Here is a 25,732-nt window from a genome sequence, read left to right on the forward strand (position 1 = left end):
TACCTCCTATCGTAAGCTGATATCTCCGTTTGCTGCAACATCTACGTCTACACCCCAGGCACTCTTGATGGCATCCTGTGCATTATGTGTCTGAACAGCATCCACTTCGGCTTCCACCTGGAAACTGTAACCGTCATAATCGTAAACCGTGGTGATGGTCTTGTAACCATTTTCATCAATTGTCTCATGTTCTGTGACCTTCTTGCCAAGCGCCGGGTCAATCCGCAGTGTGTCTGCGAACTCGGGAGTGGTTTCTCCTGCCGGAAGAATGCTGTTATAGTACAGAACCGTACGTTCTTTTGTGGATGCATTTTTATCTTCGGTCCAGCCGTTGCCGGTCAGGTTCAGGTCAATCAGTGCGGGGGAAAGCGTTGTGTCTTTGACTGCATTTTCTCCTTCGCCTTTTGACCAGCTCTTATAGAGGATAACCCTCACATAGCTGTCTATGGAGCCGCTGTTCGTAACGCTGAGCTTCTCATCATATGTCTTGCCCAGTACCAGCTTCTCTTTCTTCAGATCGGATAAAAGAGTTCCTGTGCTCTCATTCCACTCATCGTTTTCATTATAGTCCCTGTAGCTGATTTTGTCACCATTTTCTATGAGGCTTACACCAATGTTTGATGTGCTCATCTGCACAGAATAGTTTTCACTGTAATAGGTAAGTGCCGCACGTGCACTTCCGACTGTACTGCCCAGCAATAACAGGGCTGCTGCTGAGAGAAGGATAACTGGTTTCACAGAAAAGGATTTTTTCTTCTTTTTCATTATTCACCAACCTCCTCTTGTTTTGCATTCCAGTCTGCATAGGGTTTGCCTTCATCGTCATATAATACCGGGGTACACTCCTGGGCCACGATAATATTAAATTCCTCCTCACTGTCTTTGGAATCAATCTTAACCTGGAGTTCCTCCGTTTCACCGCCTGCCGGAACAATATCACTGTAATAGTAGTAATCTTCTTCTCCGGGGGACCACTTCTGGCTGCCCTGATATACAAGTCCGTCCTGATATTTTTCTCCTGCAAATACTTTCACACGGACATAGCACTCATAATCTCCTGTATTTTTGATCACAATATGCTTTGTCCAGTCGCTGACCTTCTCTTCCGGAATCGTCACGGTGGAACCAAGACTGATGGTCACATCACCTGCTGCCGTTGTATAGGTGGTGAAGTACGCCATGGCGCTGTTCACGGATATACCTGCGGTGAGGGCAAGAGCTGCTGCTGCCAGACAAAGGCTTTTCTTATTGAATTTCTTCTTCATCGCTCCATCCTCCTTTACTCCTGCTCACCTGTACTATCTTTCTGCTGTTCCCAATCCCAGTCACCTTCATTGTAAGTAAACCGGTTGACTACACTGCTGCCGCCGTTGTTTCGATGGTCATAGGTATTTTCAAATGAAACACCAACCGATTCATCTGCAGTGATCACTGTCTGCTGTGTCCCGTCGGAAGTCAGTTCATAACTTGCTCCGCTGTATACCTCTGTTACCGTAACAGAAGCACCAGCCGGAATATGTTCTATCTTTACACTTTTTGTTCCCGGTGCGTCAAAGGAGATGGATACCACGTTGCTGTATACCACTTCATAATCCCTCTCTGCTTCTACCCGGAAAATGAAATCTGCTCCGCCTAAAGTGGCGTTATATGCAGTAAGGGTCTTTTCAATGACTAAATCCCCATAGCGCTCTGTCTGTGCCGGTTTTAATCCGGTGGTCACATCATATACCCAGGTGTCATCCTCTGTCTCGCTGTAATAGTTGTTCGGCAGGGAGATCAGATACGGGGTAAAATCATATGTATACTCCGGTGACTGTACAGATTCCGCAACAACCAGATACATACCTGTGGAGAGGTCTCCGGCAACGCCTTTGGATTTATCGCTGCCCTCAGGTTTCTGCATCTGTACCTCAGCAGTCGGGGCGGCTGCAAGCTTTTCTACCAGTTCGGATGCTTTTCCTCCAAGCTTCTCCCAGTCTTCGGCTGTTGTCTTATTGCTTATGGATGCAAGATCCAAATCTTCATATCCGGCCAATACTTTGTATTCACCATTTTCCTCTACATCTGCCACTCTGTATAAATGAATGGGAATGGTCAGACTGTTCAGCTCTTCATACTGTCCGTCCAGTTCAAAGGTCAGGGAACAGCTTTTCTCTGTATCAATACCAAAGGCTGCATAAACCTTAGGCAGAATCGTTGCGGAAAGCATCAATGCCAGAGCCAGAGCCAATGCACTTCCTTTTTTTATTGTCTTTTTCATCTTCACATTTTACCCTCCTCTGAAAACTCATTCCCTATTGACCACTTTATGACTTCTTATTTTTTTTCCGTGGCTTGAACAGGAATTTCATTAAAAGTATCACCAGTAATGTCACCGACAATCCAAGTATCAGATATAACATGTAATAATTCTGTACTGCTTTCAGCATGGACTGAACCGGTGTGCTCTCTATCTCTTCCTCTCCGGTATACGGTACCCGATGCCCGCGGACTAAAAGTCTGTGGGAGTTGACGCCGTATGGAGTGCAAGTAAACAATGTTACATAGTCCTGGCCCTCTTCAATGGCCATTGCGCCGTCCAGGGTTTCCCTGTCGTCCTTGTCTATCATGGTGAGGATCTGGTCGACCTCATAAGCTAATGTATCATCCAGCACGTGGATGTAAAATAAATCTCCGCGTTTTAACTGGTCAATATCCGTAAAAAGCCTGGCGCTCGGAAGACCTCTGTGGGCTGCCAGTACACTGTGTGTACTCTCGCCTCCGATCGGTAATTTGGTTCCGTTGAGATGCCCTACTCCTGTCTGGAGAACGTCATCTCCGGTGCCATGGTAGATGGCTACCTTTATGTTGATCTTGGGGATGGAAAGGTATCCCATCACGCCGTCCTTGTTAACGTTAAGAACTTTCCAGTATTCTGTGTTCTGCAGTTCTTCTTTGTCTTCGCCGAATACATCACCGTACAGGTTATTCTCTGTCAGACTTTCATCAAAGGCTCTTGCGGCGTCCCATTCTTTTGTAAAATCTTCGGGCGTCATATCGCCGATCACTTCTTCATAGCTGCTTATAAGCTTGCTCTGGCGGTATGTGTTCCATTGGTTGGAAACGGTTGGATAAACCAGGATGCCAAACCCTGCCAGAAATAATAATCCGAACAGAATGGTTGAAATTTTTCTCTTCATTTATTTGTCCGTCAGCTCCTCATTCTCCTGTTTTTCATCAGAATTAAGCTTTTTCCTTAATTTCTTCTCGCGGAGGTAGAGGAATATAACAAAGGCTGCTGTCACTGCCAGACCTACGATCACCCAGAATAAATAGCTTGTGTGCATGCTTACTCCGGTCAGAAGGGAAGTTGGTGTCTCTTCCATCTCTGTCTCCTCATAAGGAACACGGTGTCCGCGTACAAGAAGTCTCTGGCTGTTCACTCCGTAAGGGGTACAGGTAAGAAGGGTAACTAAATCTTCTCCTTCCTCCACTGCCAGACCATCGGTCTCCTCGGGTTCTACCACTGAAACGTTATCCACTTCATAGCAGAGGATATCATCCAGTATATACAGAAGGAAGTGATCCCCCTCTTTCATTTTGTCCAGGTCGGTAAACAATGTTGCACTTGGCAGTCCTCTGTGGGCAGAGATTACAGAATGTGTGCTCTTACCTCCAATGGGAAGTGAACTTCCTTCCAGATGGCCCGCTGCTTTCTGAAGCACCTCATCATCCGTGGTGTGAAATACAGGTATTTTCACGTTGATTTTAGGAATTTCTACATATCCCATCATACCATTACCGGAGAGGTTAAGACAAGACATATATTCGTCATCTTCCTCCTCGGATGCTTCTGCTACGGCAAAGGAGTCTGGGAGGATACTGGGAAGAAGGGCATTGTTATAAGCTGTCGCGCGGTCTGCCTCGGCTTTGTAGTCGATTTCACCTGCTGCGTTTTTTTCATTTACCACTTCTTCATAACTGCTGATCAGTTTACTCTGTCTGTAGTTATTCCATTGATTGGATACGAGGGGATACAGCAGCAAGGACAAACCGGCTAAAAACAGAAGGGAAACAATGATTATGTGCGATCTTTTTTTCATCCGGACTCTCCTTATTGTTGTATTTTTCTAAAATGCCGGGGCGGGCCGACCGCCCCGGCATTTAGTTGTTGCTTAGAATTGTTGATGATAATTATAATTGATTATCATTAATTATTTTGCAGATTTTCTGCGGCTTGCGAAGAACAGGCCTGCTGCTACGATCATGATGAGGCATCCGCCGATTGTGAAGATTGTTGTACCGATTCCACCTGTGGATGGGAGGGAGGAAAGTTTGGTATCATTGAGATCTGTCTCTGCTGTAATAACGGCTGTTGCTGTATCACCCTTTACTGCTAATGTCGCATCTGCGCCAGTTTCATTAATTGAATATCCTTTCGGAGCAGTTGTTTCTTCAAAATGATATTTTCCAACATTCAGCCCTTTTACTGTTAAGGTACCAGCATCACCCGTAAATACTTCTGTTTCTGTACCTGCCGGATCATATACATAAACACCATCCGATACTTTTGTAAATGTTAAAGCAGTTGCAACATCATCTTTCGTAACCTTAAATCCTGCGCCAGCCAAAGCTTTGGAGCTATCTTCATTATACTTTGTTAATACTATAGTTCCAGTATAAGTCGTTGTTGTATCACTTCCATAGTTACTGCCACCTTTGTGTCCAGCTTTAGCTTCATTGTTTACCACTTCACCTGTAACTACAGCTTTATATGTTACAACAATTTCTTTTCCTGCATTCGAGTTAGAATCATTAATCAAATCGCTTAAGTTAATACTAAATCCGCTTTTATCATCGTTTAAGATAATTTCATTATCAATTTCCTGACCACCCATGGTTACTGTTGCATCTTTTAAATCATATGTAGCTCCTGTGATATTATCATATACAAAGAATGTCTTGTCACTATCATTAGGATTAATAAACGGTACGTTAGCTTTAACAGTATACGTTACAACATCACCGATTGCCACAACATCATCTTTATCGTTATTATCTTTTACAACCGTTGTTGGAGTTTTCTTTGCTTCTATTTCTTTGTCCTCTAAAGAAGGATACTCATAATTTTCAACAGCTGCAAATGCTATATAAGCTGCCATATTATTATAAGTATAGCCTTCCTCTGATGCATGAATTGCATATACACCTGCAGAATTAACGGTCTGAGGATTATTCATTGTTCCAAATTCTGCACTTTTATCTCTATATACATTACTGAGTGCTCTACCGATTTCATCAGTATTTCCATCTGGGTTATCAGTCATTTGCTTAATAACCGCCTGTGGGTCATCTATACCAAAAGCTTTTGTATAAGCATTGGCAATAACCTCATCACAAAATGCCCATCCTGTCGTTGTTGTCTGATCTGGTTTAATGACCTGTAAATAAGTCAATGTTGCTTTTTCAGCATTGGTAACTGTAATCTCAGCACTATCCTTTGTGTCTGCAAATGTTGTCATGCTCATTCCAAGCACCATTGCCAGTGATAATAACACGGCAAAAATTTTCCTCATTTTTTTCATAATTCTTTCTCCTTTTCTTTTTGTGGGACATACCCATTATTTCTATTGCTTTAAATCTTAAATGCGTTCCACACTTTTGCGGTGCTGGGACCGCTGAAAAATGTAATCATATTCTTACTTTTCCAGCACCTCCCTACTTTTATTTTTATATAGAAGCAGGGATGCTGCTATCATCAGCAGTACACCGCCAACCATATACAAGAAGATTCCTGAACCGCCAGTTGATGGAAGTTCGTACAACACAGCGTTATCAAAATAGAAATATGCACCATTTTTATCTACGCCGGAAATATTCTCCAAGTCTCCCAAAGGAATTTGTGATATTTCCTTATCACCAGACTTAATAACTACCTTATCTGAAGATATTTCAACTACCCAAGTTTCATCACTAATTGTGTATCCTATTGGGGCTTTTGTTTCTTTTAAAATATAGGTACCGGCGGGAATTAATCTTCCCAATATTTCTTTTTGAGTATCGCTGTTCAAATCGACCCATTTAGAAATTACACCATTCTCATCTGATACACCTTTATAAGATGGCTGTTTATCAATAAGATCTCCTGTTTTTTTGTATAATTCAAACTCTGCCTCTTTCAAAAGAAGTTCCGGATTGTTTGAACTACGTTTGATTATTCCCCAATTTGCTTTAGGTTTATTGGTATAAACAAGTTTTAAATTACCATTACTGCTGACACTCAATAAATCATTCTCAATCTCAGAATATTCAATTTGAACATCACCGCTTGGGACTCCCGAGTCTTCCTGATAAGTGACCCTTGAAACATTAATTGTGAGCGGATGAAGCACTTCATCTCTATTAAATCCATAGGGTGCTTCCGTCTCTTCCAAATATACCGTCACTGTATATGATTCACTGCCATCACCGTTTTCTGTCAAAATCATATCACTTTGACCAATCTGGAATGCAAAATGTCCCATTTCGCCAGAGGTTATCTCATCTTTAATAAGTCCCGTCTTATCCGGATTTCTATATACGGCAAATTTAGCTCCATTTAAACCGTTGGCACTATTCTCCTCTACCTTATCGCCAATCACATTTATGAAAAATGGCATTTTAGGAGGATAAAGTTTTCCACCTTCTTTTTTTGTGACATATGTTGTATCATTAGTTCTTCTAAATTCAGTTTTGCCACTGTCTTCAAAATCTACATAGTATTTTAAAGTATACGTATAATCTACACCATGTTTATACATTATAGATTTTTCTGCCAGTGCATCATTCAGATACCAAATAAGAGTTTCCGTTTCTTTATTAAATTCGGCTACTGTGATTTTCTTATTTTCTATTGTAGCTGTTAAAGAAAGTTTGTCTTCAGACAAGGTCACTTTGAAACCATTCATATCAGCGCCATCAAGTTCACAAAAGCTTGTATAATCCGCCATTTTATCGGTAACAACCCAACCACTACCAGTAGAACCTGCAGTTTTATTATTAATAATTGTAGCTAATTGTTTCCAAATAGCTTCTAGTTTGGTTGTCGCATCATCTGATGATGTTACTTCAAAATAACCATCTGAATATGTGCAATCTACAGAGGTATCCCAATCGACCGTCCCCGTTTGACTTTCACTGCTAATTACTGTACTATCGTCTACATACCTACCTGTTTTTGGTTTATAACATGCTTCATATCCAGTCTGATAATGCTTGCTGTCTGCGCTTGCCAAAAGTCTACGAGCAACATCCATATCCTTTGATCCATCTTTCATTCCATTAAGTAATCCTATGGTATAAATGCCATCTACAGATTCCCTTAAAGCAATGGCTTTATCAACAGCTGCATTATATTCACCTACTGTACATGTGCTGCCTCCAGAAGTAGAACTCTCACTATAAGTTGGCACACCATCAGTTAAGAAAATAACATATTTTTTATTTACTGATTTCGCTGCCATCTCTTTAGCCTTTATAAATCCACTTTCTGTATTAGTCCCTCCATTAGCTGATATATTGTTAATGACACTAATTATTTCATCGACATTTCCGCTATAATAATTCTCATTACCAAAAGTTTTCATTGAAGCATTTGTGCTGAAGGTTACTATACCAACCCGATGATTTTCACTGATTGTTCCCCTTGCTCCAACAAATCCTTCCACAAAAGAAGTTGCCGCCGCTTTAGTATCCTTAAGCCTATCGCCGCTCATACTACCGGACACATCCATAACCATTATTACGTCTACTTTTGCTTCTTCAGATGTTTCCTCTAATCTCGTCTTAACCTGCAAAGTGATAGGATATTTCCCGTTCTCCCCTACTGCTCCCATCGTCTTAGTAATACTTCCGTCAATTGGATTGGGGTCTTCCGGAATATCGATAGTCCCTTCGTCTATTTGGACAACCGGTTTCTTATAATCAGCTTGTGCTGGTGTATTATCATTTTCCTGATATTTTACAACTGCACTATCATTTGAATAGAACCCTTTCTTGCCAGAACTGGTGCTATTACCATCTGCATCTGTATCTTCATCTCCAGTATGTAGGTAACCACCATTTTCAGTGTATGCATCTATTGCCTCTTGTGTTGGTTTTATGTCAAAACTCAAACTATAAGTTGCACCATCGTCCAGTTCCGCACCGTTTAGAAGACTCAATGTAATCTCCTTACCATTTTGCGTTAAGGTGTAATCCCTATCTTTTGTAAGTACTGACGTTGTATCGCCCTTTTTATAAGTAACGGTAAAATTAGGGGTTTCTGTTAAATCTACATATTTACTCAAAGTATCCTTAATCGTTACATTCTTAAATGCCGGTGTCAGGATATTTTTTGTAATTTTATTCAACGTGTTCTGAATACTTACCGTTGCATCTTCACCTGAAGCCTGAATCCCTCCGTATCCGTTAATTTTATTTGCGAATGTCCTCATTCGTTCTCCAACAGTATATGAGGTTCCGCTAATTGAACTATTGTCTAAATACACGGAGTAAAATGTTGAATTTGCTAGGTTTTGTTTAGAACCTACCTCCTGAACCTCCTCTACAGCCTTATTAAAATAATCATCACTATAGCCAGTTCCATTTCCTTGTGTAGTATTAGCATAATAGCTTCCAGTAACACCCTTATAACTTTGAGTAGGCTGTCCGTCAGAAATGAAAATAACATATTTTCTGTTCTTGCTATCAGAAGGACGCTGGCCCATTTTATTATTAGCCTTCCGCATACCTAGCTGCCAGTTCGTTCCGCCTTCTGCATTATTAACTCCGTTAATCTTATCAGTAAATGATTTCTTTTGACTATAATCATACCATCCTGTATCCAAACTAGAGTCTTCAGTATCATCATAGCTAAACCATACTGCTGCCACCCTGTTAGATGAATCTTTTGTCAATAAACTATCTGTAGCTGCTACTACTGCTTTTTTCAGATTTGCTAATCTAGTTGAATAATTATTTGTCATACTAGCAGAACGATCTAATACAAATAGCACATCTGCTCCAACTGTATCTCCTTTTTTTCCTGTTACATCCAGCGTTAATGTATAATCTTTTTCATCTGCATTATATTGAATGTATTTTCTATGATTTGGAGCTCCTAATGTTTCTTCTTCAGCATCTCCACCACCAGAATCCTGCTTATCATAAACAAAATAGATATCATAGACTGTATCTGATGTCTCATCGATTTTAGTCCAATCATCCTTTTCATTCTTGTACTGTATATTGTTGAAGTAACGCCGTATATATCTAACTCTCGGTGTATTATCATAGCGAACTATGGTTGTATATTTATAATCATAGCCGTCAATAACAACTTGATATTCATCTGATGCCAAATCAATCTGTTCATTGCTGGAATTTAATATTTCTCTTCCACCTTTTCCTGGAATTGGATTATTTTCATTATCAACGTAATTAAATCTAATTGTTCTAGATTTTCCTCCATTACTGTTTTTCCAAGTAAGCGTGAATACAGAAAAGCTTTCCGTTTTAAATTCTGCTTTTTTAACTTTTACATTCTCAGTTACATCAACCGAAGCCTCTTTGTCAGTATCAGCAATCATATCGACTACATCTTTAATATCTCCGTTTTCATTTTCCTCAAGATGCATTACTGTTACATCGAGATTCGCATCATCGGATGTTGTTACTTCATCTGGTATTGCTTCTTTCTTGTATTCCATTGAGACTTTTACAAATCCATTTGGTTCTACCTCTGCGTCATTTTCATTGACAAAAGTAATATCATATGCAAGAAAACCCTCAATGTCATAGTCTTCATTCTCAGCCTTTTTATTGAGCTGTTCTTCTACTTCTTTATACTGCTCTTCAGTCTCTTTAACATCTGACCGAATCGGAACAACCTTTAAAGATGCACCTGCCGGTATCGCATCTTCTGTATATGCATTTACATTAACCACAACATCATCATCTTCATAAGTCAATGTCTGCACCGGTTCCGGATATTCTTCTACATAACAACCATAAACTGTAGAAATCCTTCCCTCCATCAGAATCTGATCTGCTGTCCCATCTTCCTTTACAGAAATCTCAGACAGATCATACTCATCAATATTCTCAATGCTCTGTCCTGCATTCTGAAGGTTTTCAATCATTTCACTCTTCTGAGTGATCTCTACGATTTCATCCTTATCATCCTGCACTTCCGGGTCAGCCGGATCGAGGTAGAAAACATTTGCTTTCTTTGTGTCTTCGATATGAAGTCCGCTGCCTTCAAATGTAATAGCAATTGCTTTCTGAGGTTCTGTTACTTCTCCGTTTACTTTAAACTTAATATCATAAAGTATGTAATCACCAAGGATTTCGTTCTCCGGAAGTGCTGCTGTCATCAGTTCTTTTACGTGATTTTCTGCAGCTTCGTCCAGATAATTAACTTCCATGGTTATTTCAGAAGCGTTTGCCTGAAATGCACCTTCCGGTATATTTGCAATTACACGCTGTGTAACATTTCCTGCTTCATCTGTGAACTCTTGTTTTAATTCTGTTGCCTCTGATACGATTTCAACTTCAGGTTCCTGTTCTGTCAAATCTGTTTCTGTTTCCTGTTCAGATGCTTCATTCTGAATTCCATTACTGCCGACCAGCTCTGTTACACCAGATACGCTGTTTATGTCTGCAGCCGGTTCGTCTTTGCTTTCTGCTGCGCTGGGTTCAGTGGGTGTCTCTTCCTGTGTTTCCGTAGATTGTTCTGCAGGTGTCTGTTCTCCTTCAACTGTTTCTCCTTCAACTGCTTCTCCCTCAACACTTGCTGCTGCAGGCTCCTGACTGGCTCCGCTCTCCGGTGCGGGAGTTCCTGCTGCTACCTCACCATCTGCCATAGTAGATATGCCAGTACTCAGCATCAGGACCATGCAAAGTACAACTGCTAACACTCTTTTCTTTATATTACTTTTCATGGCTTCCTCCTTCTACTATTTTTTCTTCTATTTCAGATATTGCTCCGTCTATCAGTTTCAATAACTCCAATGCACTGCGAAAATATTGCTCCTGCTGTTCTTCTACCCACAGGACACTGCCCTGCCATGTGGCATTCTGACATTCATGAACCTTTACTATAAAAGTTCCTTTATCCTTCTTAATGGTTTTGCCACTCACAACATTCTCGCCTCCTTTGGGTTATTTTTTCGACTCTTGCTTAACTTTGTTCTTATTGTACTGAAAGGAGCATTACGCAAAGCATTACATCCATTACTTTTTTCAAAATATTTTTCAATGTTTCTTCTTGTGTAATGGTTCTATGAAGATTCTGTGAAGTTTATGAAAAAAGGGCAAAAAAATACCGCCGGATTACCGGCGGCACAATTGTGTCAGATTTCATATTCTCCAAGTGCACTGTCTATGAGTTTGATCAGCTCTAATGCACTGTAAAAATGCTGTTTTATCCCTCTTTCCATCCAGAGTACATCACCCTGCCACGTAGCATTCTGCCTGTATTGGACATATATGGCAAAGGTTGCGACACTGCCTTTTTGCTTTAGAATAGTTTCCTGAGGTATTTTCTTCTGTAATTTGAGTATTGGTTCTTTATCTCTTTTTATAAAACTGCGGCTCTCTGTGGAAGCCTGGGGGTAGCTGATGCAGTCATAGAGCTTATCCATGAGATGCAGCAGCTGCACCACATTTTCAAAACACCATGGCTCTTCGCTGTAGCACTGGTATAGACGCCCGGAAAACTCGCCCCGGTCACTGGTATCAACACAGACACTAATCAGGTTAGGCGCCGATATATTTATATTTAAACCCTCTTCTTTGTTCATAGTCCACACTCTCCAGTCATTTCCGGGTCTTTTCTGTTAATCCCAGTGGAACCCGTTGCTTCGGAAACTTATTCTGGAATTATCATTCTCCACATCAGCTATAGATGATACATAGTATTCCAGATATTGTTCCCATGATTTATGTTCTCTGGCAAAATAGCGGGAAATGCGGTCAAAAATCATAGAACAGTTTTCCTGATTCGTGCCCACCAGCAGAATCAAAAACTGTGTGGGACTATATTTTGTAAAGGAATCCCCCCTGCGCAGACAATGTTTGATCGCGTCATACAGTTCATCGGTCATAGCAGCCAATTTCTCTTTATTTTCCATTGGATGTCCTTTTCCGTCTGTTACTGTGCACAGCATAAGGTACACTGACTGGCCGCTCCGCTCAATGATTCGCCTTACCAGACGATAGCCATCCCGGAAACTCGGCAGGTTGCAGTAAAATGCCCCTTCCTCTTCCTCTTCTTCTTTCAGGCCGCCCTTGATCTCATTGAGTGCCTGTGGTTTGTGGCTCATCTTGGCGCTCATTTCTTTAAACTGGTTCATCATTTTTTCTGAAGGACTGATTCCCAGCTCTTCAAAAAACAGTTTCGCAGTATCTTCATAGAGCTGAATTGCTTCTTTATATCTGTTCAGAGCCATGAGACAGTCTACCTGAACAGACTGCCATTCATCGAAAGGATACAGCTCACTTGCCTTTTCACATAAATCCAGTACCGTTTCATATTCACGCTGTTTCATGAGGGTATCGCATATTTGTCCCAAAGCCTGTGTGTATTTCTTTTTATACTGAACGCTTTCAAGAAGTACCCAATCCTCACCGGACAGGCCCGGAAGGAATTCTCCGTGGTATACTTCACACGCATCTTTTAAGAGCTGGATTTTTTTATCTTCGTTGTTTTCTTTTTCACTTAAATCCACAAGGTTGGAAAATACCAGGGCATCCACTTCAACTTCCATTGGGCCTGACCAGCGGTATATGCCTGACTTTATCTGGATATAATCATATTCGGGAAGGCCTGCATCCACCAGCATTTTCTTGAGGCGGTGGGAAGTCACCCTTAAATTGTTGGCTACATCCGCCAGTTCTTCTCTTCCATATAAGTTTTCCAGCAGTTTGCTTCTCGCTATTCCTTCATCACCGCAGTGGAGCAGTATCTGAAGCAGCTTCATGGACTTGGTTGCTGTATTCCTGCGGAAGGATATGGGCTTGCCGCCATATTCCATGGAGAAGCCTCCCAACATGTGCACTTTTAACACCGGTAATTTTTCTTCTATCATACTCTCTCCCATTTGTCTGCACGCCTCCGCTCGTTTTATTGCCCTATCATATCATTATTTTTAATTCTAAAGTTTGTACTATCTTTTGTCAATGGTTTATGCGTCGACAAAACTGCAGTTTAGACGCCATTAAACATTGTGTGGATAACTTATCGGACACTGTCAATATTCAAAATCTATACTATTTTTCTACCTTCTCGAAATCGTGATTTTTAAGGTATTCTTCCATTGTCTCTTTTTTAATACCATTCATACTTGCTATATTACCATTAGTCGGTTTTGTACCATTCTTCTTAGTACTTTGGTAAACTTGTCCATTATAATATATAAGGTACGCATTCCAGTTAGACCAGGCATTCTCTCCTTCAGAATTTGTTGTTCCATATAATGCCATTGTACCGTCTGCCAGAAAATAAGGTTTCCAGTATAAAGGTTTATCTTTAAATAAAGTACTACTCTTTATAGAATCAGAGACTTTCATAAATCCTTTCTCGTCAGCCACCTTAGAAAGTAAATCCTTTCTATCAGGATTTTTATTTCCATTTTTGATGATTTCATTATAATATTTTGAGCATGTAGAAACATATCCTTTAACACTGTCAACACATTGACAAACAAACTCCACATGCTGCTGGCCATTCTCTACAGATATCTCCAGTTCATATTTCTCATTATATACCGGGCAAACTGTAATATCTTGAGAACAATACCCATTCTCAATCATATAATCCAGAACATCTTTTTTTAAGATATTCTCAACTTCACCTTCTAAGGTACAAAGCGCCAGCTCCGGTACATCCGTCCCCATAATCTGAAACTGCGTCGCCAGTTCATGTCTCTGATTCGCACATTTGGCGATCTTGGACTTCTGCACGTAACGTGTAATGGAAGGCACTGCCACTGCGGCAAGTATCAAAATAATTACAATTACTACAATTAATTCCACCAGGGTAAATCCCTGATTCTTCTTTTTCTTTTGCAGCATTTTATTTTCAGCCTTTCCTTTTACGGGCATAATTTGCCAATATTTTTTATATTCCCATCATATTACTAAAGGTTTGTCTCTGTCAATCATTTATATGTACATATCATGCAAAAAATGGGCATTTTACGCCGAAAATGCCCATTTCTAATATTCTTAATATTTTATTAAGCCCCCATTATTAGTTTACATAATTTTAAAAAACAATTATATTCCTCAATTACTTACCTTCTGGCGAACTGCACAGAAAAACTATACAGAAATAATCTGATGATGTCAGCGTATCTTTCATTCATACCTGTTTCTTCTATATATAATATATCCCAAGCATATCCGAGATTACCTCAGCAAGCTTGTCTGCACTGCTCCTGTGTCCAAAATAGATAATAGTCTCTCCTATATGCATCGTAAATAAGAAAAGGTAAAGACACATTTATAGCGCCTTTACCTTATTTTATGTGCTATGACAAGGAAGTTTTATAATGTAGTATGTATTGTACACTCATTTTAAGAACTCTTCAATTTCTTTTAACGGCAGCCCTGTTGTTTTGGATACTTCCTCGGGGGAGCTGCCTTTTAACAGCAGTCTGACCGATGCTAATCTTAATGTCTCATGCTGTTTTTCGGCGATAGCTATAGCCTTCTCTTTTTCTGCCACCGCCAAAGCCATATCTTTCTCTGCTATAGTCTTTTCCATAGACTGCCTTACATCTGCCACAGCCTGCAGTTTCTCCTCTTCAAATAATCTTCCTACTTTCGTCATCTTTATCCTCTCCTCTACCCTTCTTGCGAAATCCGGTTCTATGATCTTATTAGCAAAAGTAATGACACCTGACAGGACGAACATCTGCTGCTCTTCCTCTTTTATATTCTTTGCCAGGTTTACCACCTCTTCTAATAATGCAGTATGTATTACACACTCATTTCAAGAACTCTTCAATTTCTTTTAACGGCAGACCTGTTGTTTTGGATACTTCCTTAGGAGAACTGCCTTTTAACAGCAGTCTGACCGATGCCAATTTTAATGCCTCATGCTGTTTTTCGGCAATAGCTATAGCCTTCTCTTTTTCTGCCACCGCCAGAGCCATATCTTTTTCTGCCAGAGCCATATCTTTCTCTGCTATAGTCTTTTCCATAGACTGCCTTACATCTGCCATAGCCTGCAGTTTCTCCTCTTCAAATAATCTTCCTACTTTCGTCATCTTTATCCACTCCTCTACCCGTCTTGCGAAATCCGGTTCTATGATCTTATCAGCAAAGGTAATGACACCTGACAGGACGAACATCTGCTGCTCTTCCTCTTTTATATTCTTTGCCAGGTTTACCACCTCTTCTAATAATTCCTTCTGTTCTTCCCTATTCTTCACCGTCAGCGGAAGGACAATCATCTGCATGACTTCTGTATCATTGAGCTTCTTCCCGTCCTCTATCTGTTTTCTGATATTTTCAAATACCCTGTCCGTTTCGATAGAAGACAGATATCCCGGTTCAATGCTGAGGCGAAGGCATCCTGCATCCAGTACCGTATTGATGCGGCAGGTGCTGGATGTGCATAGGACTATCATTCTGAGCTTCATAATACTTCCGTACTTTTTAAGGATTCTCGCAATATGACACACATATTTTATCTTGCTCTTTTCTGAAAAAGAACTTTCATAGTCCACAACCGCATAGCTGTCATCCTCCAGCCTAAACAGGTTGTCTGTGGCCATCTCGTTTGCCTCAATTGCAGGCAGATTAACCGGAAGTACGTCCTTAATCCTTGACATGGGTACACCGTAGACCGCGAAAGATTTTTCTTTCATTCCATCTGTAAGTATCTTGGATACAATATCTTTATTCTGATATGCAACATCGCTCATATACATATCCTCTCTTTATTTTAGCAAATTTATAATTAACATGCAATCATAAAAATATCGTCATGGATACCACCCCCGATTCCTGTCCGAACTTTTTTAAAATAAATATTGGGAATAAACGGCGAGATGCCGTGATGCAGAGAAATTCTGCGCTATAAGAAAATATGTAAATTTAAGCGGTAACATTTCCGCTGTTTTTAAAAGCTTACATGATATACCATTTAAAGTCAATAAAGATTCTATAACCTTTTTCTATTATTTTAGAAAAATCGTTACAATTCAGCCGGAAGGCCGAACTATAGCCTCGCTTATCGCAGATATACAGCAAAAATTCAGAAAGCCCCGGCACTTCCAGTAAGTCTGACTTGGCCTATGAAAGATTACCTGCTATTCCGTTCCAATATCTTAGAATTATAAACATTTCTGGAGATTCTGATCAGATTCTCTTCCTGCTTTACCTACTATTCATTTCTAGCATTTTAGAATTATAGGCATTTCTTAAGTTTCTAACCAATTTTTCTTCCTGCTTTACCTACTATTCAACTCTAACATTTTAAAATTATAGGCATTTCTTAAGTTTCTAACCAATTTTTCTTCCTGCTTTACCTACTATTCAACTCTAACATTTTAAAATTATAGGCATTTCTTAAGTTTCTGACCAATTTTTCTTCCTGTTTTACCTACTATTCAACTCTAACATTTTAGAATTATAGGTATTTCCTAAGTTTCTGACAATTTTTCTTCCTGTTTTACCTACTATTCAACTCTAACATTTTAGAATTATAGGTATTTCCTAAGTTTCTGACCAATTTTTCCTTCTGCTTTACCTATAATTCAATCCAAGAGTTTAAAATTATTAGTATCCCTTAAGTTCCTGGACAAATTTTCTTTCTGCTTTACCTACTATCTTAATTCAATATCTTAGAATTATAGGTATACCTTAAGATTCCATAACAGTTCAGACAAGCCGAACCATTGCGCATCCAGCCATTAAAAATCGCTTCGCGGTGGGCTGGCGGTCAGTGTGATAAATGCACAGACCTGTCTGAACTGTTACGAAAAATCCGGGAACCGTAGCCAAAAACGGGCAAAAACAGCCGAAAATACAATGCAAAAATCCCCTATTTTCTTTTCCTCTCATATCTGCTATAATTATCCGCAGATAATACGAATGGAGGAATATATCATGACTGTATATAAGACAAGAGGCGTATGTTCACGTTCTATCGAGATCGAGCTGGACGGAGACACCATCGCATCTGTAAAATTCAACGGAGGATGCAATGGCAATACAAAGGGAATTGCCAGCCTTGTAAAGGGAATGAAGGTTAACGAAGTCATCGAACGCCTGAAAGGAACCGACTGCGGCGGACGCGGCACTTCCTGCCCGGATCAGCTTGCACTGGCTCTGGAATCCATCAAGGCACAGAATGCGTAAACTGAAATATGAAATCTTATTTTCAAAAACTCATCAGGGGAGAGACTGTATTCTGCATCTCTCTCCTTTTTGCCCTGCTCTCCATGCTTGCCGTGAAGCCGGATAAAGCTTATGCAGGTTACATAGACCTTCGTACCCTCTGCCTTCTGTTCTGTCTCATGGCAGTGACGGCAGGCTTTCAGAAATGCGGTATTTTCCGTATAATGGCGGAAAAGCTTCTGGGAGCACAGAACCACATGCGGGGACTTGCACTGGTTCTGGTCCTGCTCCCCTTCTTCAGCTCCATGGTGATCACAAACGATGTGGCGCTCCTCACCTTTGTCCCGTTCACCATACTGGTGCTGCATATTATAAAACAGGACAGGTATACCTCACCTGTCATTGTGCTGCAGACCATTGCCGCCAATCTGGGAAGTATGGCAACTCCGCCCGGTAATCCGCAGAATCTTTACCTCTGTTCCAGATATGACCTGGGGATGGGCAGCTTTTTCCTTACCATGCTCCCCTTTGTCGCTATCAGTCTGGTGCTGCTTCTGTTCTGCATCTGCTTTGTGCGCAGGGAACCCATAAGGGTGTATTTTAAGGAGTCTTCACCGCTGGAACAGCCGCGGCTTCTGGCTGTCTTTGCCGTACTTTTCCTTATGTGTCTGCTGACCATCTTCCATGTTCTGTCTTATCAGGTTCTGACCCTGTGTGTGCTTGCATGTATGCTGCTTTTCTCCAGGGATCTGTTTCGGAGTGTGGATTATTTTCTGCTTGCCACTTTTATCTGCTTTTTTATCTTTTCCGGAAATCTGGGAAGGATGGAGGCAGTGCGTGCCTTTTTGTCCGGATTGATGGAAAAAAACGGGATGCTGACTGCTGTACTTTCCAGCCAGGTTATCAGCAATGTGCCTGCTGCTGTACTGTTGTCCTCTTTCACGGAGAACTGGAAGGCCCTCCTTCTGGGGACAAATCTGGGAGGCCTGGGAACTCCCATTGCCTCCCTTGCAAGCCTTATATCCCTGAAATTTTATCTGAAAACAGAACAGGCTGATTTAAAATCCTACCTGCTGCTGTTCCTTTCCCTGAATGCGGGCGGGCTGCTCCTTCTTCTGGCGGCTGCCTGTATCCTTTAAACAGCCGGACTTCATCGCTGAACTCCGGCTGTTTCAAAGTGCCCGCTTAGAGGCTATAATTCTATTTCCGTCTTGTTGCTTCCAAAGGACTCCTCAGCGCCGCTCTTCTGCTTATTGACAGCTAAAGTGATACAGAGGATGGCTGCGGTAAATCCCATCAATATCCCCATGCATTTCCACACAGGCATCAGGTTCTCCATACCGAAGCCGGTAAGACCGCTGATCTCGTTCAGACATTCTTCATACCAGTACACAGGCAGGCATTTTGCAAACTTCAGCACGCTTTCCCCCATAATGCTGGTAGGCACAAAGGCTCCTCCAAGAAATGACAGGCCCAGCGCCAGTATATTGGCAACAGCGTTCTGGGTGTTGGCATCTCTCACAAAGAGCGCAGCCAGCACAGAAATCGCCATGGCTAACAGAAGCATGACAAAGCTGTTCAGAAGGATCAGTGCGGTTATTCTGATATCCATTTCCTTCACCGAGTCATAATATATGATAAACCCGGCTATGGTGAGCAGTATCCAAAATACGATCCCCACGCTGGCACATCCCAGCCCCATCTGCCACAGCCGTGTGAATGGTTTCAAAGGCCCGCACATATTTCTCATCCTGATATCTGAGCGCTGGAAACTGAGAAAAATAGATGTGATGCAGAGTACACAGATGACAAGTATAATATACGGCGCCACCTGATACTGGGCCTGATAACCGGCAGATACGGGCTGCGTTTTCAGATACTGGCGTTTTTCCACCTTAGCGCCGGTTCCCAGCAGTTCCAGAACTTTATCTGCTGTCTTCTCTTTGTCAGGGTTCCCCCCTATTTTTTCCCATGTTCTTATATAATCCCAATATTGGTTGACATAACTACTCATCTGATAGCCTGACGCGGAATTCTGTGTCATATTTTCCAGGAGCTTTATGGGTTTATCCTTCTGCAGGGCATCCTGGAATCCCTCCGGTATAATGAGGATATAACTGACTGCGTCGTTGAACCTGGCATCCTTGAGGGCCTCCATACTATCCTCCAGGGGCACATAGGTTCCGTGTTCCTTCAGAAAATCCATCATTTTTTCCGTGTATGGGGTTTCCCCGTCCCTGTTTATCACGGTAAATTCCGGACGGCTCTCCTCAAATCCGCTGTTAAAGCTCTCTTTAGAAAACTGTGAAAGCAGAATGGACAGGCCGATAAATATAGCGAAATAGGTGGCAAATGTAACCATTCTGCGCTTTATTACCAAAAGACACGCCTTAAATACTCTCATAACTCTGCCTCCTTAATGATACGCCTGACAACAGCAGCAGAACAGCCGACATAGCCATGATCACCGCTATATTCTGACCGTATCTCTGATAGTCGTCAAAATAATACAGACAGTATAATGCATCCGAAATTCTCGCTGCAGGGTTCAGCCAGGAGATGACCGGAAACTTCTGGTCTATCAGGTACTTCATACTGGATTCCATCATACCTGCACCGAAGCAGCAGAGCATGGTAACAGATACCAGTATGCCCACCTTCATGCTCTCTCCCAGCTTTGACAGACAACTGACCGCCGTGCCGAATGCTACGCCCAGAATGGAGCCAACAAAACAGGTCAGAACAAGAAGCGGCAGCTTGTTTCCAAAGTCCACCTTCAGAATCACTGTAATGTAAAACAGAAGAAACAGCAGGCTCATCATATGCACGGTTATGCTTCCTGTCATATCACAGAAGATCACCCGGATCCTGCTAAGAGGCGCCATCATACGTCTGGCTCCGAGAGGAGAGAGGTTCCCCTGCAGATAGGTGATGCTCATAAGGCCCTGCATCCCACCGTACATGCATACCATTGCTATCAGGCCGTAGTAAGGATTCAGGATGGGGGAATAGGGCTGTGAGGAGAGTGACATATTCTCTGTCAGGGAAGCCCCGCCCATGATCTCCTCCCAGTTAAGATTGTAGTCCGGATTTTTCTCCATAATCGCCTTTATATTTCCCTCTGTCTGCACATAGCGGTCCAGAAAGCTCTTCAGTATGGTCTGGTTCATTCCGTCTTGCTTTACCATAAGCTTCGGGGTATTGTCCTGAAGCAGGATATATCCGGCGATCTTGCCTGTCTCCAGGTCTCTGTCCGCCTCATTCTCCCGGGTGTATTCCGTTATGTTAAGAAGCGCATCCTCCCCGCTGCCCACCTGATCAAGCACCTGGCCGAACATGGGGTCCGCCTCATATGCCGCGTCTGTGACCACACCTGTGGGTATGGCTTTCAGATTATCTGCCTCCCCCACGGATGACAGGGTAAAATAAAACAGAGTGGCCAGAATCAGCGGAAAGGCCCAAATCCATATAAGCTGGTCTCTGTTCCGTAAGCAGCTCAGTAAACGTTTGCTGTAAATATTCCAGAACATATATATCCCTCCTAATCCCTCAGCTCTTTTCCCGTAATTTCCAGAAAGACATCATTTAAGGTCGGCGGCTCTGAGAATATTCTGCCGAAATAGATTTTATTCTTTTTGAGGATATCCAGCAGCGTAATAAGGCTGTGACCGCCGCTCTCACACTGTACCTGAAGAAGATTTCCCTCATATTCCGCGTTAAGGACCCCCTCTGCTTTCCGGATTTTTTCCAGGATATCCGGTGCCAGCTCGGACACCTCCACAGTTATCTTCTCCCCTGTGCGGATGAGGCCTTTCAGCTCCTCCTTTGTGCCGGAGGCGATTTCCCTGCCCTTATCCATGATCATGATGCGAGAACATATCTGCTCCACCTCTTCCATGTAATGTGTGGTGTAAATAATGGTAGCGCCGTTCTTATTCAGCTTTTTGATGCCTTCCAGAATGCTGTTTCTGCTCTGGGGGTCAACGGCCACTGTCGGCTCATCCATAAAGATCAGCTCCGGCTTGTGTGCTATGCCGCATGCAATGTTCAGACGCCTTAAAAGACCGCCGCTTAACTTTCTGGGCAGAAACTTTCTGAAGTCTTTCAGATCCGTAAATTCCAGAGCTTCCTCGACCAGGGCTTTCCGCTTTGTCTTTTCAGGGACATACATGCCGCAGAAATAATCTATATTTTCATATACAGTCAGTTCGCTGAAAACCGCCACATTTTGCATGACAACGCCAATCCGCTGCTTTACTGCCCGGTTGTCCGGTGCCATGGGTTCACCGAAAAGCCGGATCTCCCCTCTGTCGTATTTCAGCAGAGACAGCATACAGTTGATCGCTGTAGTCTTGCCGCTGCCGTTTGGCCCGAGCAGGCCGTATATCTCACCCTGTTCAACATGAAGCTCAAAATGGTCCAGGGCTACCAGGTCTTTATATCGTTTTACGAGATTGTTCACTTCTATGATCATAGGTTAATCCTCCCTTTTTCTTATCTGACTTCATTCTAACAGGTATCTGCTGCCGGGGACAGTGAGCGTTGTCATGAATACAGGCCTCTGTACATGACATTTGTCATTTCTTCCTGCTGCACCTTACTTTTTGCCCATTCCTGTGATACACTCTAAATACAAGCACAGAAGTGAGCGGGTCTGCAAAGAGGAGGGGGATATATGAGAGAGCTGTTGAACAAGTGTTTTATTTTCTTATTCTGTACCATGAATCTCATCGGGCAGCCTGTGGATATTTCCCTTATCTCCCTGCTGCTTTTATCCGTCAGCGTATCTGCCCTCATTTCCTATTTTGACAGGGAACGGCCACTGGAATATCTCTGCGGCGGGTGTCTTGTGCTCTCCCTCTTCCTTCCTGAACTGGCATTGTTTCTCCCGCTGTTTTTCTACGACTGTGAGAGATCCGGGAAATGGTACCTGCGGTTCGCATGGGTGCCTTTATACCTGTATCATTTTCATAACTTCACACTGCCGGCATTTTTCCTCTTTCTGTTCACAGGGGTGCTGGCGCTGTATCTGTCCCGGCTGACCATGGAATATGAAAATATGATGGCACAGTTCCATCTCTCCCAGGACAGCACCCGGGAGGAATCTCTGCATCTGGAACAGAAAAACAAGGAGCTTCTGGAAAAGCAGGAGTATGAGATCCAGCTTGCGACTCTGACAGAGCGAAACAGGATCGCCCGGGAAATCCATGACAATGTGGGGCACCTCCTGACACGCTCCCTCTTCCAGATCAGTGCCATGCAGGTTATATGGAAGGAACAGAAGGAGCTGGCCGCGCAGCTTACTGCTGTCAAATCCACACTGGATGATGCCATGAACAATGTGCGCAGCAGCGTCCACAATCTGCATGAGGAATCTGTGGACCTGCGCATGGTACTCACCCGGCTGGCAGAGGAATTCACTTTCTGTCCTGTAACCCTGAATTACAATGCCGAGATTGAACGGAAGGAACTGAAATACTGTATTATCGCCATTGTCCGGGAGGCTCTGTCCAATATTTCCCGGCACAGCAATGCTACGGAGGCCTCTCTGTCTGTACTGGAACATCCCGGATTCTATCAGGTTATCATCCGGGATAACGGAACACAGGGGACAGCGGCAGGGTCCGGGGGAATCGGGCTTATGAATATGAGGGAGCGGGTGGAAGATCTTCACGGCATTTTCAGGACAGAGGTGCAGAACGGTTTCCGCATATTTATTTCCATCCCCAAACAGGGACATACCATGAAAAATCAGATGTGAGGTGTTATTTATGAGAATTATTATTGTTGACGACGATCCCTTTGTCTGCATTTCGCTGAAAACGATCCTGCAGGCAGAACCGGGCATAGAGGTGTGCGCCTCCGGCAGCAGCGGGGAGGATGCAGTCCGCCTGTATGAAGAAATACAGCCCGACATTCTGCTCATGGACATTCAGATGGGGAGCTGCTCCGGGCTGGACGCCGGCGCGGAGATACTGGAAAAGCACCCGGATGCCAGGATTCTTTTTCTGACCACCTTCTCCGACGACGAATATATTATCCGCGCGCTGCGTATCGGTGCCAAGGGGTATCTGATAAAACAGGATATTGAGACCATTGCCCCTGCCCTGCGCTCTGTCATGTCCGGACAGAGTGTGTTCGGCAGCGAGATCGTCACGAAAATCCCTAAAATGATGGGAAAGCCGCAGAGAACAGATCTTGGCAAATACGGGATTCTTGACAGGGAAATGGATGTCATAGAGCTGGTGGCAAAAGGCCTGAATAACAAAGAAATCGCACAGAGCCTCTATCTCAGTGAGGGCACTGTGCGGAATTATCTGAGTGCGATATTGGACAAGCTGAGCCTGCGTGACAGGACACAGCTTGCCGTGTTTTACTATAAAAATATGGATAACTGATCATCTCTGTCAGTCAAAAGCAGTATAACTGGTGAGGTAGAAACTCCCGTCTTTGAGTCTGATACCGATCCAGAAGTTATCGTCTGTATAATTAACGGTCTGGTACCATCTGCCCTCTTTCCATTTCATCAGTCTATCCGGTTCAAATCCGGTCATACCGAGACCGATCAGTCCTACTGTGGTACCGACCAGCATGAAAATAATGCCGGCCAGAAGGATTTTACTTTTTAATGATTTTATATTCATGCTCTGACACCTCTCCTTTTCTGATACAGACCTGCAAGCCATCTGCTGAATTTTTTCGTAACACCTACAAATCTCTTGCCCAGTTCCAAGGTAAGCAGTGCTGTCACCAAAAAGATGCCTGCAAGCAGGATTCCGACTCCCATCTGCACCGTACCGGTGGCTGTGTCCCGGAACATTATTATCACGGAACCCACCGTACTGACTACAGCCAGTACCAGACTGGATACAGAAAATACCCCGAATATAAAGGGAATACACCAGATAATCACATAGGCACTCATTACCATGATCACAACAGCCAGTGCGCAGCAGATAGCAGCCAGGACCAGGCTTCCCCAGAGAGGTGAGCCAAGTATCAGCAGAACGATCACACCTATTTTCATCCATGTGGGTGTGGGCCGTGCCGGCTGCGTCTCCCTGTCAGAGAGGATTTCCTGTGCAATCTCACCGGGACTTCCAATCCGCTGTACGGCATCCTCCTCCTCACATCCGTCCTCCATGTAATCCTCGATTATTTCCGCGTAGTAGGACAGGAATCTGTTCCGTTCCTCCCTTTTCAAGCTCCGCAGCAGCCGTTCGAGACTGCTTAAAAATTCATCCTTCTTCATGTTCAACCGCTCCCTTCACAAATTCATATATGTCTGTTACCTGCTGCCAGTCATTTAAAAACTCCTGGATATGTTCTTTCCCTGTCTCTGTTATCCTGTAATACTTGCGCAGTCGGCTGTTGTGCTCCACAGAATATGTCTCCAGGCATCCGTTTGCCTCCAGACGCTTTAATATGGGATACAGCGTCGATTCTGATATCTCAATACAAACGGATATGTCTTTTATGATCTGGTATCCGTAGGAATCCGATCTGTATAGTGCAGCAAGAACACAAAATTCCAGAAAACCTTTTTTTAGCTGTGTGTCCATGGTATCGCCTCCTTATGCATTATACTATACATTACATAGTATAATGTGTCAAGTGGTATATGCACAAAAAAAAACGGACGATCTGACTTATAATCCGTCAGACAGTCCGTCCAGTCCTTTGATGCCGTTTGCCTCAGCCAGTGCCTCCACCCCGTCCAGGATCTCCTGGCGGCTGTAGCCGTTGGCTGACAGAAACTCATCTGTGTATTTGTTGATATGAAGGTAAAAGCTCATGGCCATTTCCATGTATCTTTTGTCCGTCCGGTCCATATCCGTGAGAAGTATGTTTTCCGCCTCGTTGATCTTTCCCCTGTCTGCCATCTCAATAATGTCACGGTAGAGAAAATCCGTGTCGTCGGCTTTTTCCTCCTCCACTTCATATTCCGTAAATCTCTTTCCGAAAACAACACAGGCCAATGCTTTCACCATATCCTTTATCATTCTCATGACATAATCTTCTTCAAACTTCATGCTGGCTCCTCCTTCTCACCATTTCTTCGGAATCCCCGGACAACCGTTCTTCTTCATAACAGCGCGCATCTCCACAAAACAGCCGCAGACTCTGCACATTCCGCTTATTAAGTTATCACATTTTCTGCAGAAGGCAAGCCGCTCATCATAGATCTGTGAAGATACCTTCAGATCTTCATCCAGATTATCTATGTATCTGCGCATGTCATCAAAATACTGTCCTTCATCCATGTCCTGAAGAAGGCATTTTCTGCAGAAGCGCCTGGGCTGGTTACCCGTGTTCTCCATGCTGTACCTCCGTCTCCTTTATCACAGGCGGGATTTTAACGGGATCCCGCCTGTGATGCTGT

At 42.9% G+C, this 25,732-nt stretch carries 25 protein-coding genes; 4 read left to right on the top strand and 21 right to left on the bottom strand.

Features of this window, described 5'->3' with window-relative positions; translation table 11 throughout:
• Positions 1-6 precede the first annotated feature (6 nt).
• The 13 genes from WMO65_RS10160 to WMO65_RS10220 form a co-directional block, all read right to left on the bottom strand.
• Positions 7-765 carry a hypothetical protein gene (locus WMO65_RS10160; RefSeq protein WP_033142042.1) on the bottom strand — a complete coding sequence of 253 codons (759 nt, stop codon included), beginning with the start codon at positions 763-765 and terminating at the stop codon, positions 7-9.
• Positions 765-1,265, bottom strand: coding sequence for a hypothetical protein (locus tag WMO65_RS10165; protein ID WP_033142043.1), 501 nt, complete (start codon positions 1,263-1,265; stop codon positions 765-767). Before WMO65_RS10165 ends, WMO65_RS10160 begins: the two co-directional genes overlap by 1 nt.
• Before the next feature lie 14 nt (positions 1,266-1,279).
• Positions 1,280-2,260 carry a DUF5979 domain-containing protein gene (locus WMO65_RS10170; RefSeq protein ID WP_243128892.1) on the bottom strand — a complete coding sequence of 327 codons (981 nt, stop codon included), beginning with the start codon at positions 2,258-2,260 and terminating at the stop codon, positions 1,280-1,282.
• Positions 2,261-2,306: 46 nt separating this feature from the next.
• A complete protein-coding gene (locus tag WMO65_RS10175) occupies positions 2,307-3,179 on the bottom strand; it encodes a class C sortase (protein ID WP_148393972.1) in 873 nt (290 codons plus the stop codon).
• Positions 3,180-4,082: a class C sortase gene (locus tag WMO65_RS10180; protein ID WP_148393971.1), complete on the bottom strand. Its 903-nt coding sequence runs from the start codon at positions 4,080-4,082 to the stop codon at positions 3,180-3,182.
• Positions 4,083-4,193: 111 nt separating this feature from the next.
• Entirely contained in the window at positions 4,194-5,564 is a 1,371-nt protein-coding gene (locus WMO65_RS10185; protein WP_148393970.1) for a SpaA isopeptide-forming pilin-related protein, read from the bottom strand.
• 114 nt (positions 5,565-5,678) lie between these two features.
• Positions 5,679-10,940: a DUF7604 domain-containing protein gene (locus tag WMO65_RS10190; protein WP_148393969.1), complete on the bottom strand. Its 5,262-nt coding sequence runs from the start codon at positions 10,938-10,940 to the stop codon at positions 5,679-5,681.
• Positions 10,930-11,139: a hypothetical protein gene (locus WMO65_RS10195; RefSeq protein ID WP_148393968.1), complete on the bottom strand. Its 210-nt coding sequence runs from the start codon at positions 11,137-11,139 to the stop codon at positions 10,930-10,932. Before WMO65_RS10195 ends, WMO65_RS10190 begins: the two co-directional genes overlap by 11 nt.
• A gap of 212 nt (positions 11,140-11,351) precedes the next feature.
• Positions 11,352-11,801: a hypothetical protein gene (locus WMO65_RS10200; protein ID WP_033142049.1), complete on the bottom strand. Its 450-nt coding sequence runs from the start codon at positions 11,799-11,801 to the stop codon at positions 11,352-11,354.
• A gap of 36 nt (positions 11,802-11,837) precedes the next feature.
• The gene (locus tag WMO65_RS10205; RefSeq protein WP_256139562.1) at positions 11,838-13,100 is read right to left on the bottom strand and encodes an AfsR/SARP family transcriptional regulator; all 1,263 of its coding nucleotides are present in this window, start codon (positions 13,098-13,100) and stop codon (positions 11,838-11,840) included.
• Positions 13,101-13,269: 169 nt separating this feature from the next.
• Positions 13,270-14,073 (bottom strand): prepilin-type N-terminal cleavage/methylation domain-containing protein, encoded by an 804-nt coding sequence (locus WMO65_RS10210; RefSeq protein WP_148393966.1) that lies wholly within the window; start codon positions 14,071-14,073, stop codon positions 13,270-13,272.
• Between the two features lie 499 nt (positions 14,074-14,572).
• Positions 14,573-14,833 carry a hypothetical protein gene (locus WMO65_RS10215; RefSeq protein ID WP_256139561.1) on the bottom strand — a complete coding sequence of 87 codons (261 nt, stop codon included), beginning with the start codon at positions 14,831-14,833 and terminating at the stop codon, positions 14,573-14,575.
• 157 nt (positions 14,834-14,990) lie between these two features.
• Positions 14,991-15,932, bottom strand: a complete 942-nt coding sequence (locus WMO65_RS10220) for a hypothetical protein (protein ID WP_256139560.1) — start codon at positions 15,930-15,932, stop codon at positions 14,991-14,993.
• Positions 15,933-17,118: 1,186 nt separating this feature from the next.
• On the opposite strand from WMO65_RS10220, the gene WMO65_RS10225 reads away from it, so the two are divergent.
• Together WMO65_RS10225 and WMO65_RS10230 are read left to right on the top strand one after the other, a co-directional pair.
• Positions 17,119-17,370 (top strand): TIGR03905 family TSCPD domain-containing protein, encoded by a 252-nt coding sequence (locus tag WMO65_RS10225; protein WP_033142095.1) that lies wholly within the window; start codon positions 17,119-17,121, stop codon positions 17,368-17,370.
• Between the two features lie 8 nt (positions 17,371-17,378).
• Positions 17,379-18,488, top strand: coding sequence for an SLC13 family permease (locus WMO65_RS10230; protein ID WP_148391721.1), 1,110 nt, complete (start codon positions 17,379-17,381; stop codon positions 18,486-18,488).
• 53 nt (positions 18,489-18,541) lie between these two features.
• On the opposite strand, the gene WMO65_RS10235 is transcribed toward WMO65_RS10230, so the two are convergent.
• The 3 genes from WMO65_RS10235 to WMO65_RS10245 are packed head-to-tail and all read right to left on the bottom strand — an operon-like array spanning position 18,542 to position 21,823.
• The gene (locus WMO65_RS10235) at positions 18,542-19,753 is read right to left on the bottom strand and encodes an ABC transporter permease (RefSeq protein WP_148391720.1); all 1,212 of its coding nucleotides are present in this window, start codon (positions 19,751-19,753) and stop codon (positions 18,542-18,544) included.
• Positions 19,740-20,879, bottom strand: coding sequence for an ABC transporter permease (locus WMO65_RS10240; RefSeq protein ID WP_103731828.1), 1,140 nt, complete (start codon positions 20,877-20,879; stop codon positions 19,740-19,742). Before WMO65_RS10240 ends, WMO65_RS10235 begins: the two co-directional genes overlap by 14 nt.
• Positions 20,880-20,890: 11 nt before the next feature.
• The gene (locus WMO65_RS10245) at positions 20,891-21,823 is read right to left on the bottom strand and encodes an ABC transporter ATP-binding protein (protein ID WP_103731829.1); all 933 of its coding nucleotides are present in this window, start codon (positions 21,821-21,823) and stop codon (positions 20,891-20,893) included.
• Positions 21,824-22,024: 201 nt separating this feature from the next.
• Here WMO65_RS10245 and WMO65_RS10250 point away from each other — a divergent pair, with 201 nt between their 5' ends.
• Together WMO65_RS10250 and WMO65_RS10255 are read left to right on the top strand one after the other, a co-directional pair.
• The gene (locus WMO65_RS10250; protein ID WP_148391719.1) at positions 22,025-23,110 is read left to right on the top strand and encodes a sensor histidine kinase; all 1,086 of its coding nucleotides are present in this window, start codon (positions 22,025-22,027) and stop codon (positions 23,108-23,110) included.
• Between the two features lie 10 nt (positions 23,111-23,120).
• Positions 23,121-23,747 carry a response regulator gene (locus WMO65_RS10255; protein ID WP_148391718.1) on the top strand — a complete coding sequence of 209 codons (627 nt, stop codon included), beginning with the start codon at positions 23,121-23,123 and terminating at the stop codon, positions 23,745-23,747.
• Positions 23,748-23,756: 9 nt separating this feature from the next.
• On the opposite strand, the gene WMO65_RS10260 is transcribed toward WMO65_RS10255, so the two are convergent.
• The 5 genes from WMO65_RS10260 to WMO65_RS10280 all read right to left on the bottom strand — a co-directional run bounded on the left by WMO65_RS10260 (position 23,757) and on the right by WMO65_RS10280 (position 25,670).
• Positions 23,757-23,993, bottom strand: coding sequence for a hypothetical protein (locus WMO65_RS10260; RefSeq protein ID WP_148391717.1), 237 nt, complete (start codon positions 23,991-23,993; stop codon positions 23,757-23,759).
• Positions 23,990-24,601, bottom strand: coding sequence for a DUF1700 domain-containing protein (locus tag WMO65_RS10265; protein ID WP_148391716.1), 612 nt, complete (start codon positions 24,599-24,601; stop codon positions 23,990-23,992). Before WMO65_RS10265 ends, WMO65_RS10260 begins: the two co-directional genes overlap by 4 nt.
• Complete coding sequence (locus tag WMO65_RS10270; protein ID WP_033142061.1) at positions 24,588-24,911, bottom strand: PadR family transcriptional regulator; 324 nt, start codon at positions 24,909-24,911, stop codon at positions 24,588-24,590. Before WMO65_RS10270 ends, WMO65_RS10265 begins: the two co-directional genes overlap by 14 nt.
• Positions 24,912-24,998: 87 nt before the next feature.
• Positions 24,999-25,382 carry a DUF6483 family protein gene (locus tag WMO65_RS10275; RefSeq protein WP_054350465.1) on the bottom strand — a complete coding sequence of 128 codons (384 nt, stop codon included), beginning with the start codon at positions 25,380-25,382 and terminating at the stop codon, positions 24,999-25,001.
• A gap of 15 nt (positions 25,383-25,397) precedes the next feature.
• The gene (locus WMO65_RS10280; RefSeq protein WP_148391715.1) at positions 25,398-25,670 is read right to left on the bottom strand and encodes a DUF6171 family protein; all 273 of its coding nucleotides are present in this window, start codon (positions 25,668-25,670) and stop codon (positions 25,398-25,400) included.
• Positions 25,671-25,732 lie beyond the last annotated feature (62 nt).

The organism is Blautia caccae, assembly GCF_040095955.1.
Classification (GTDB): domain Bacteria; phylum Bacillota; class Clostridia; order Lachnospirales; family Lachnospiraceae; genus Blautia; species Blautia celeris.

Coding starts and splice junctions, on each gene's coding strand:
- WMO65_RS10235 (WP_148391720.1), bottom strand. CDS start 19,753: ATGAGAGTATTTAAGGCGTGTCTTTTGGTAATAAAGCGCAGAATGGTT.
- WMO65_RS10270 (WP_033142061.1), bottom strand. CDS start 24,911: ATGGACACACAGCTAAAAAAAGGTTTTCTGGAATTTTGTGTTCTTGCT.
- WMO65_RS10245 (WP_103731829.1), bottom strand. CDS start 21,823: ATGATCATAGAAGTGAACAATCTCGTAAAACGATATAAAGACCTGGTA.
- WMO65_RS10275 (WP_054350465.1), bottom strand. CDS start 25,382: ATGAAGTTTGAAGAAGATTATGTCATGAGAATGATAAAGGATATGGTG.
- WMO65_RS10165 (WP_033142043.1), bottom strand. CDS start 1,265: ATGAAGAAGAAATTCAATAAGAAAAGCCTTTGTCTGGCAGCAGCAGCT.
- WMO65_RS10190 (WP_148393969.1), bottom strand. CDS start 10,940: ATGAAAAGTAATATAAAGAAAAGAGTGTTAGCAGTTGTACTTTGCATG.
- WMO65_RS10180 (WP_148393971.1), bottom strand. CDS start 4,082: ATGAAAAAAAGATCGCACATAATCATTGTTTCCCTTCTGTTTTTAGCC.
- WMO65_RS10240 (WP_103731828.1), bottom strand. CDS start 20,879: ATGTTCTGGAATATTTACAGCAAACGTTTACTGAGCTGCTTACGGAAC.
- WMO65_RS10160 (WP_033142042.1), bottom strand. CDS start 765: ATGAAAAAGAAGAAAAAATCCTTTTCTGTGAAACCAGTTATCCTTCTC.
- WMO65_RS10280 (WP_148391715.1), bottom strand. CDS start 25,670: ATGGAGAACACGGGTAACCAGCCCAGGCGCTTCTGCAGAAAATGCCTT.
- WMO65_RS10250 (WP_148391719.1), top strand. CDS start 22,025: ATGAGAGAGCTGTTGAACAAGTGTTTTATTTTCTTATTCTGTACCATG.
- WMO65_RS10185 (WP_148393970.1), bottom strand. CDS start 5,564: ATGAAAAAAATGAGGAAAATTTTTGCCGTGTTATTATCACTGGCAATG.
- WMO65_RS10265 (WP_148391716.1), bottom strand. CDS start 24,601: ATGAAGAAGGATGAATTTTTAAGCAGTCTCGAACGGCTGCTGCGGAGC.
- WMO65_RS10215 (WP_256139561.1), bottom strand. CDS start 14,833: ATGACGAAAGTAGGAAGATTATTTGAAGAGGAGAAACTGCAGGCTGTG.
- WMO65_RS10220 (WP_256139560.1), bottom strand. CDS start 15,932: ATGAGCGATGTTGCATATCAGAATAAAGATATTGTATCCAAGATACTT.
- WMO65_RS10205 (WP_256139562.1), bottom strand. CDS start 13,100: ATGGGAGAGAGTATGATAGAAGAAAAATTACCGGTGTTAAAAGTGCAC.
- WMO65_RS10230 (WP_148391721.1), top strand. CDS start 17,379: ATGAAATCTTATTTTCAAAAACTCATCAGGGGAGAGACTGTATTCTGC.
- WMO65_RS10255 (WP_148391718.1), top strand. CDS start 23,121: ATGAGAATTATTATTGTTGACGACGATCCCTTTGTCTGCATTTCGCTG.
- WMO65_RS10225 (WP_033142095.1), top strand. CDS start 17,119: ATGACTGTATATAAGACAAGAGGCGTATGTTCACGTTCTATCGAGATC.
- WMO65_RS10200 (WP_033142049.1), bottom strand. CDS start 11,801: ATGAACAAAGAAGAGGGTTTAAATATAAATATATCGGCGCCTAACCTG.
- WMO65_RS10210 (WP_148393966.1), bottom strand. CDS start 14,073: ATGCTGCAAAAGAAAAAGAAGAATCAGGGATTTACCCTGGTGGAATTA.
- WMO65_RS10175 (WP_148393972.1), bottom strand. CDS start 3,179: ATGAAGAGAAAAATTTCAACCATTCTGTTCGGATTATTATTTCTGGCA.
- WMO65_RS10260 (WP_148391717.1), bottom strand. CDS start 23,993: ATGAATATAAAATCATTAAAAAGTAAAATCCTTCTGGCCGGCATTATT.
- WMO65_RS10170 (WP_243128892.1), bottom strand. CDS start 2,260: ATGAAAAAGACAATAAAAAAAGGAAGTGCATTGGCTCTGGCTCTGGCA.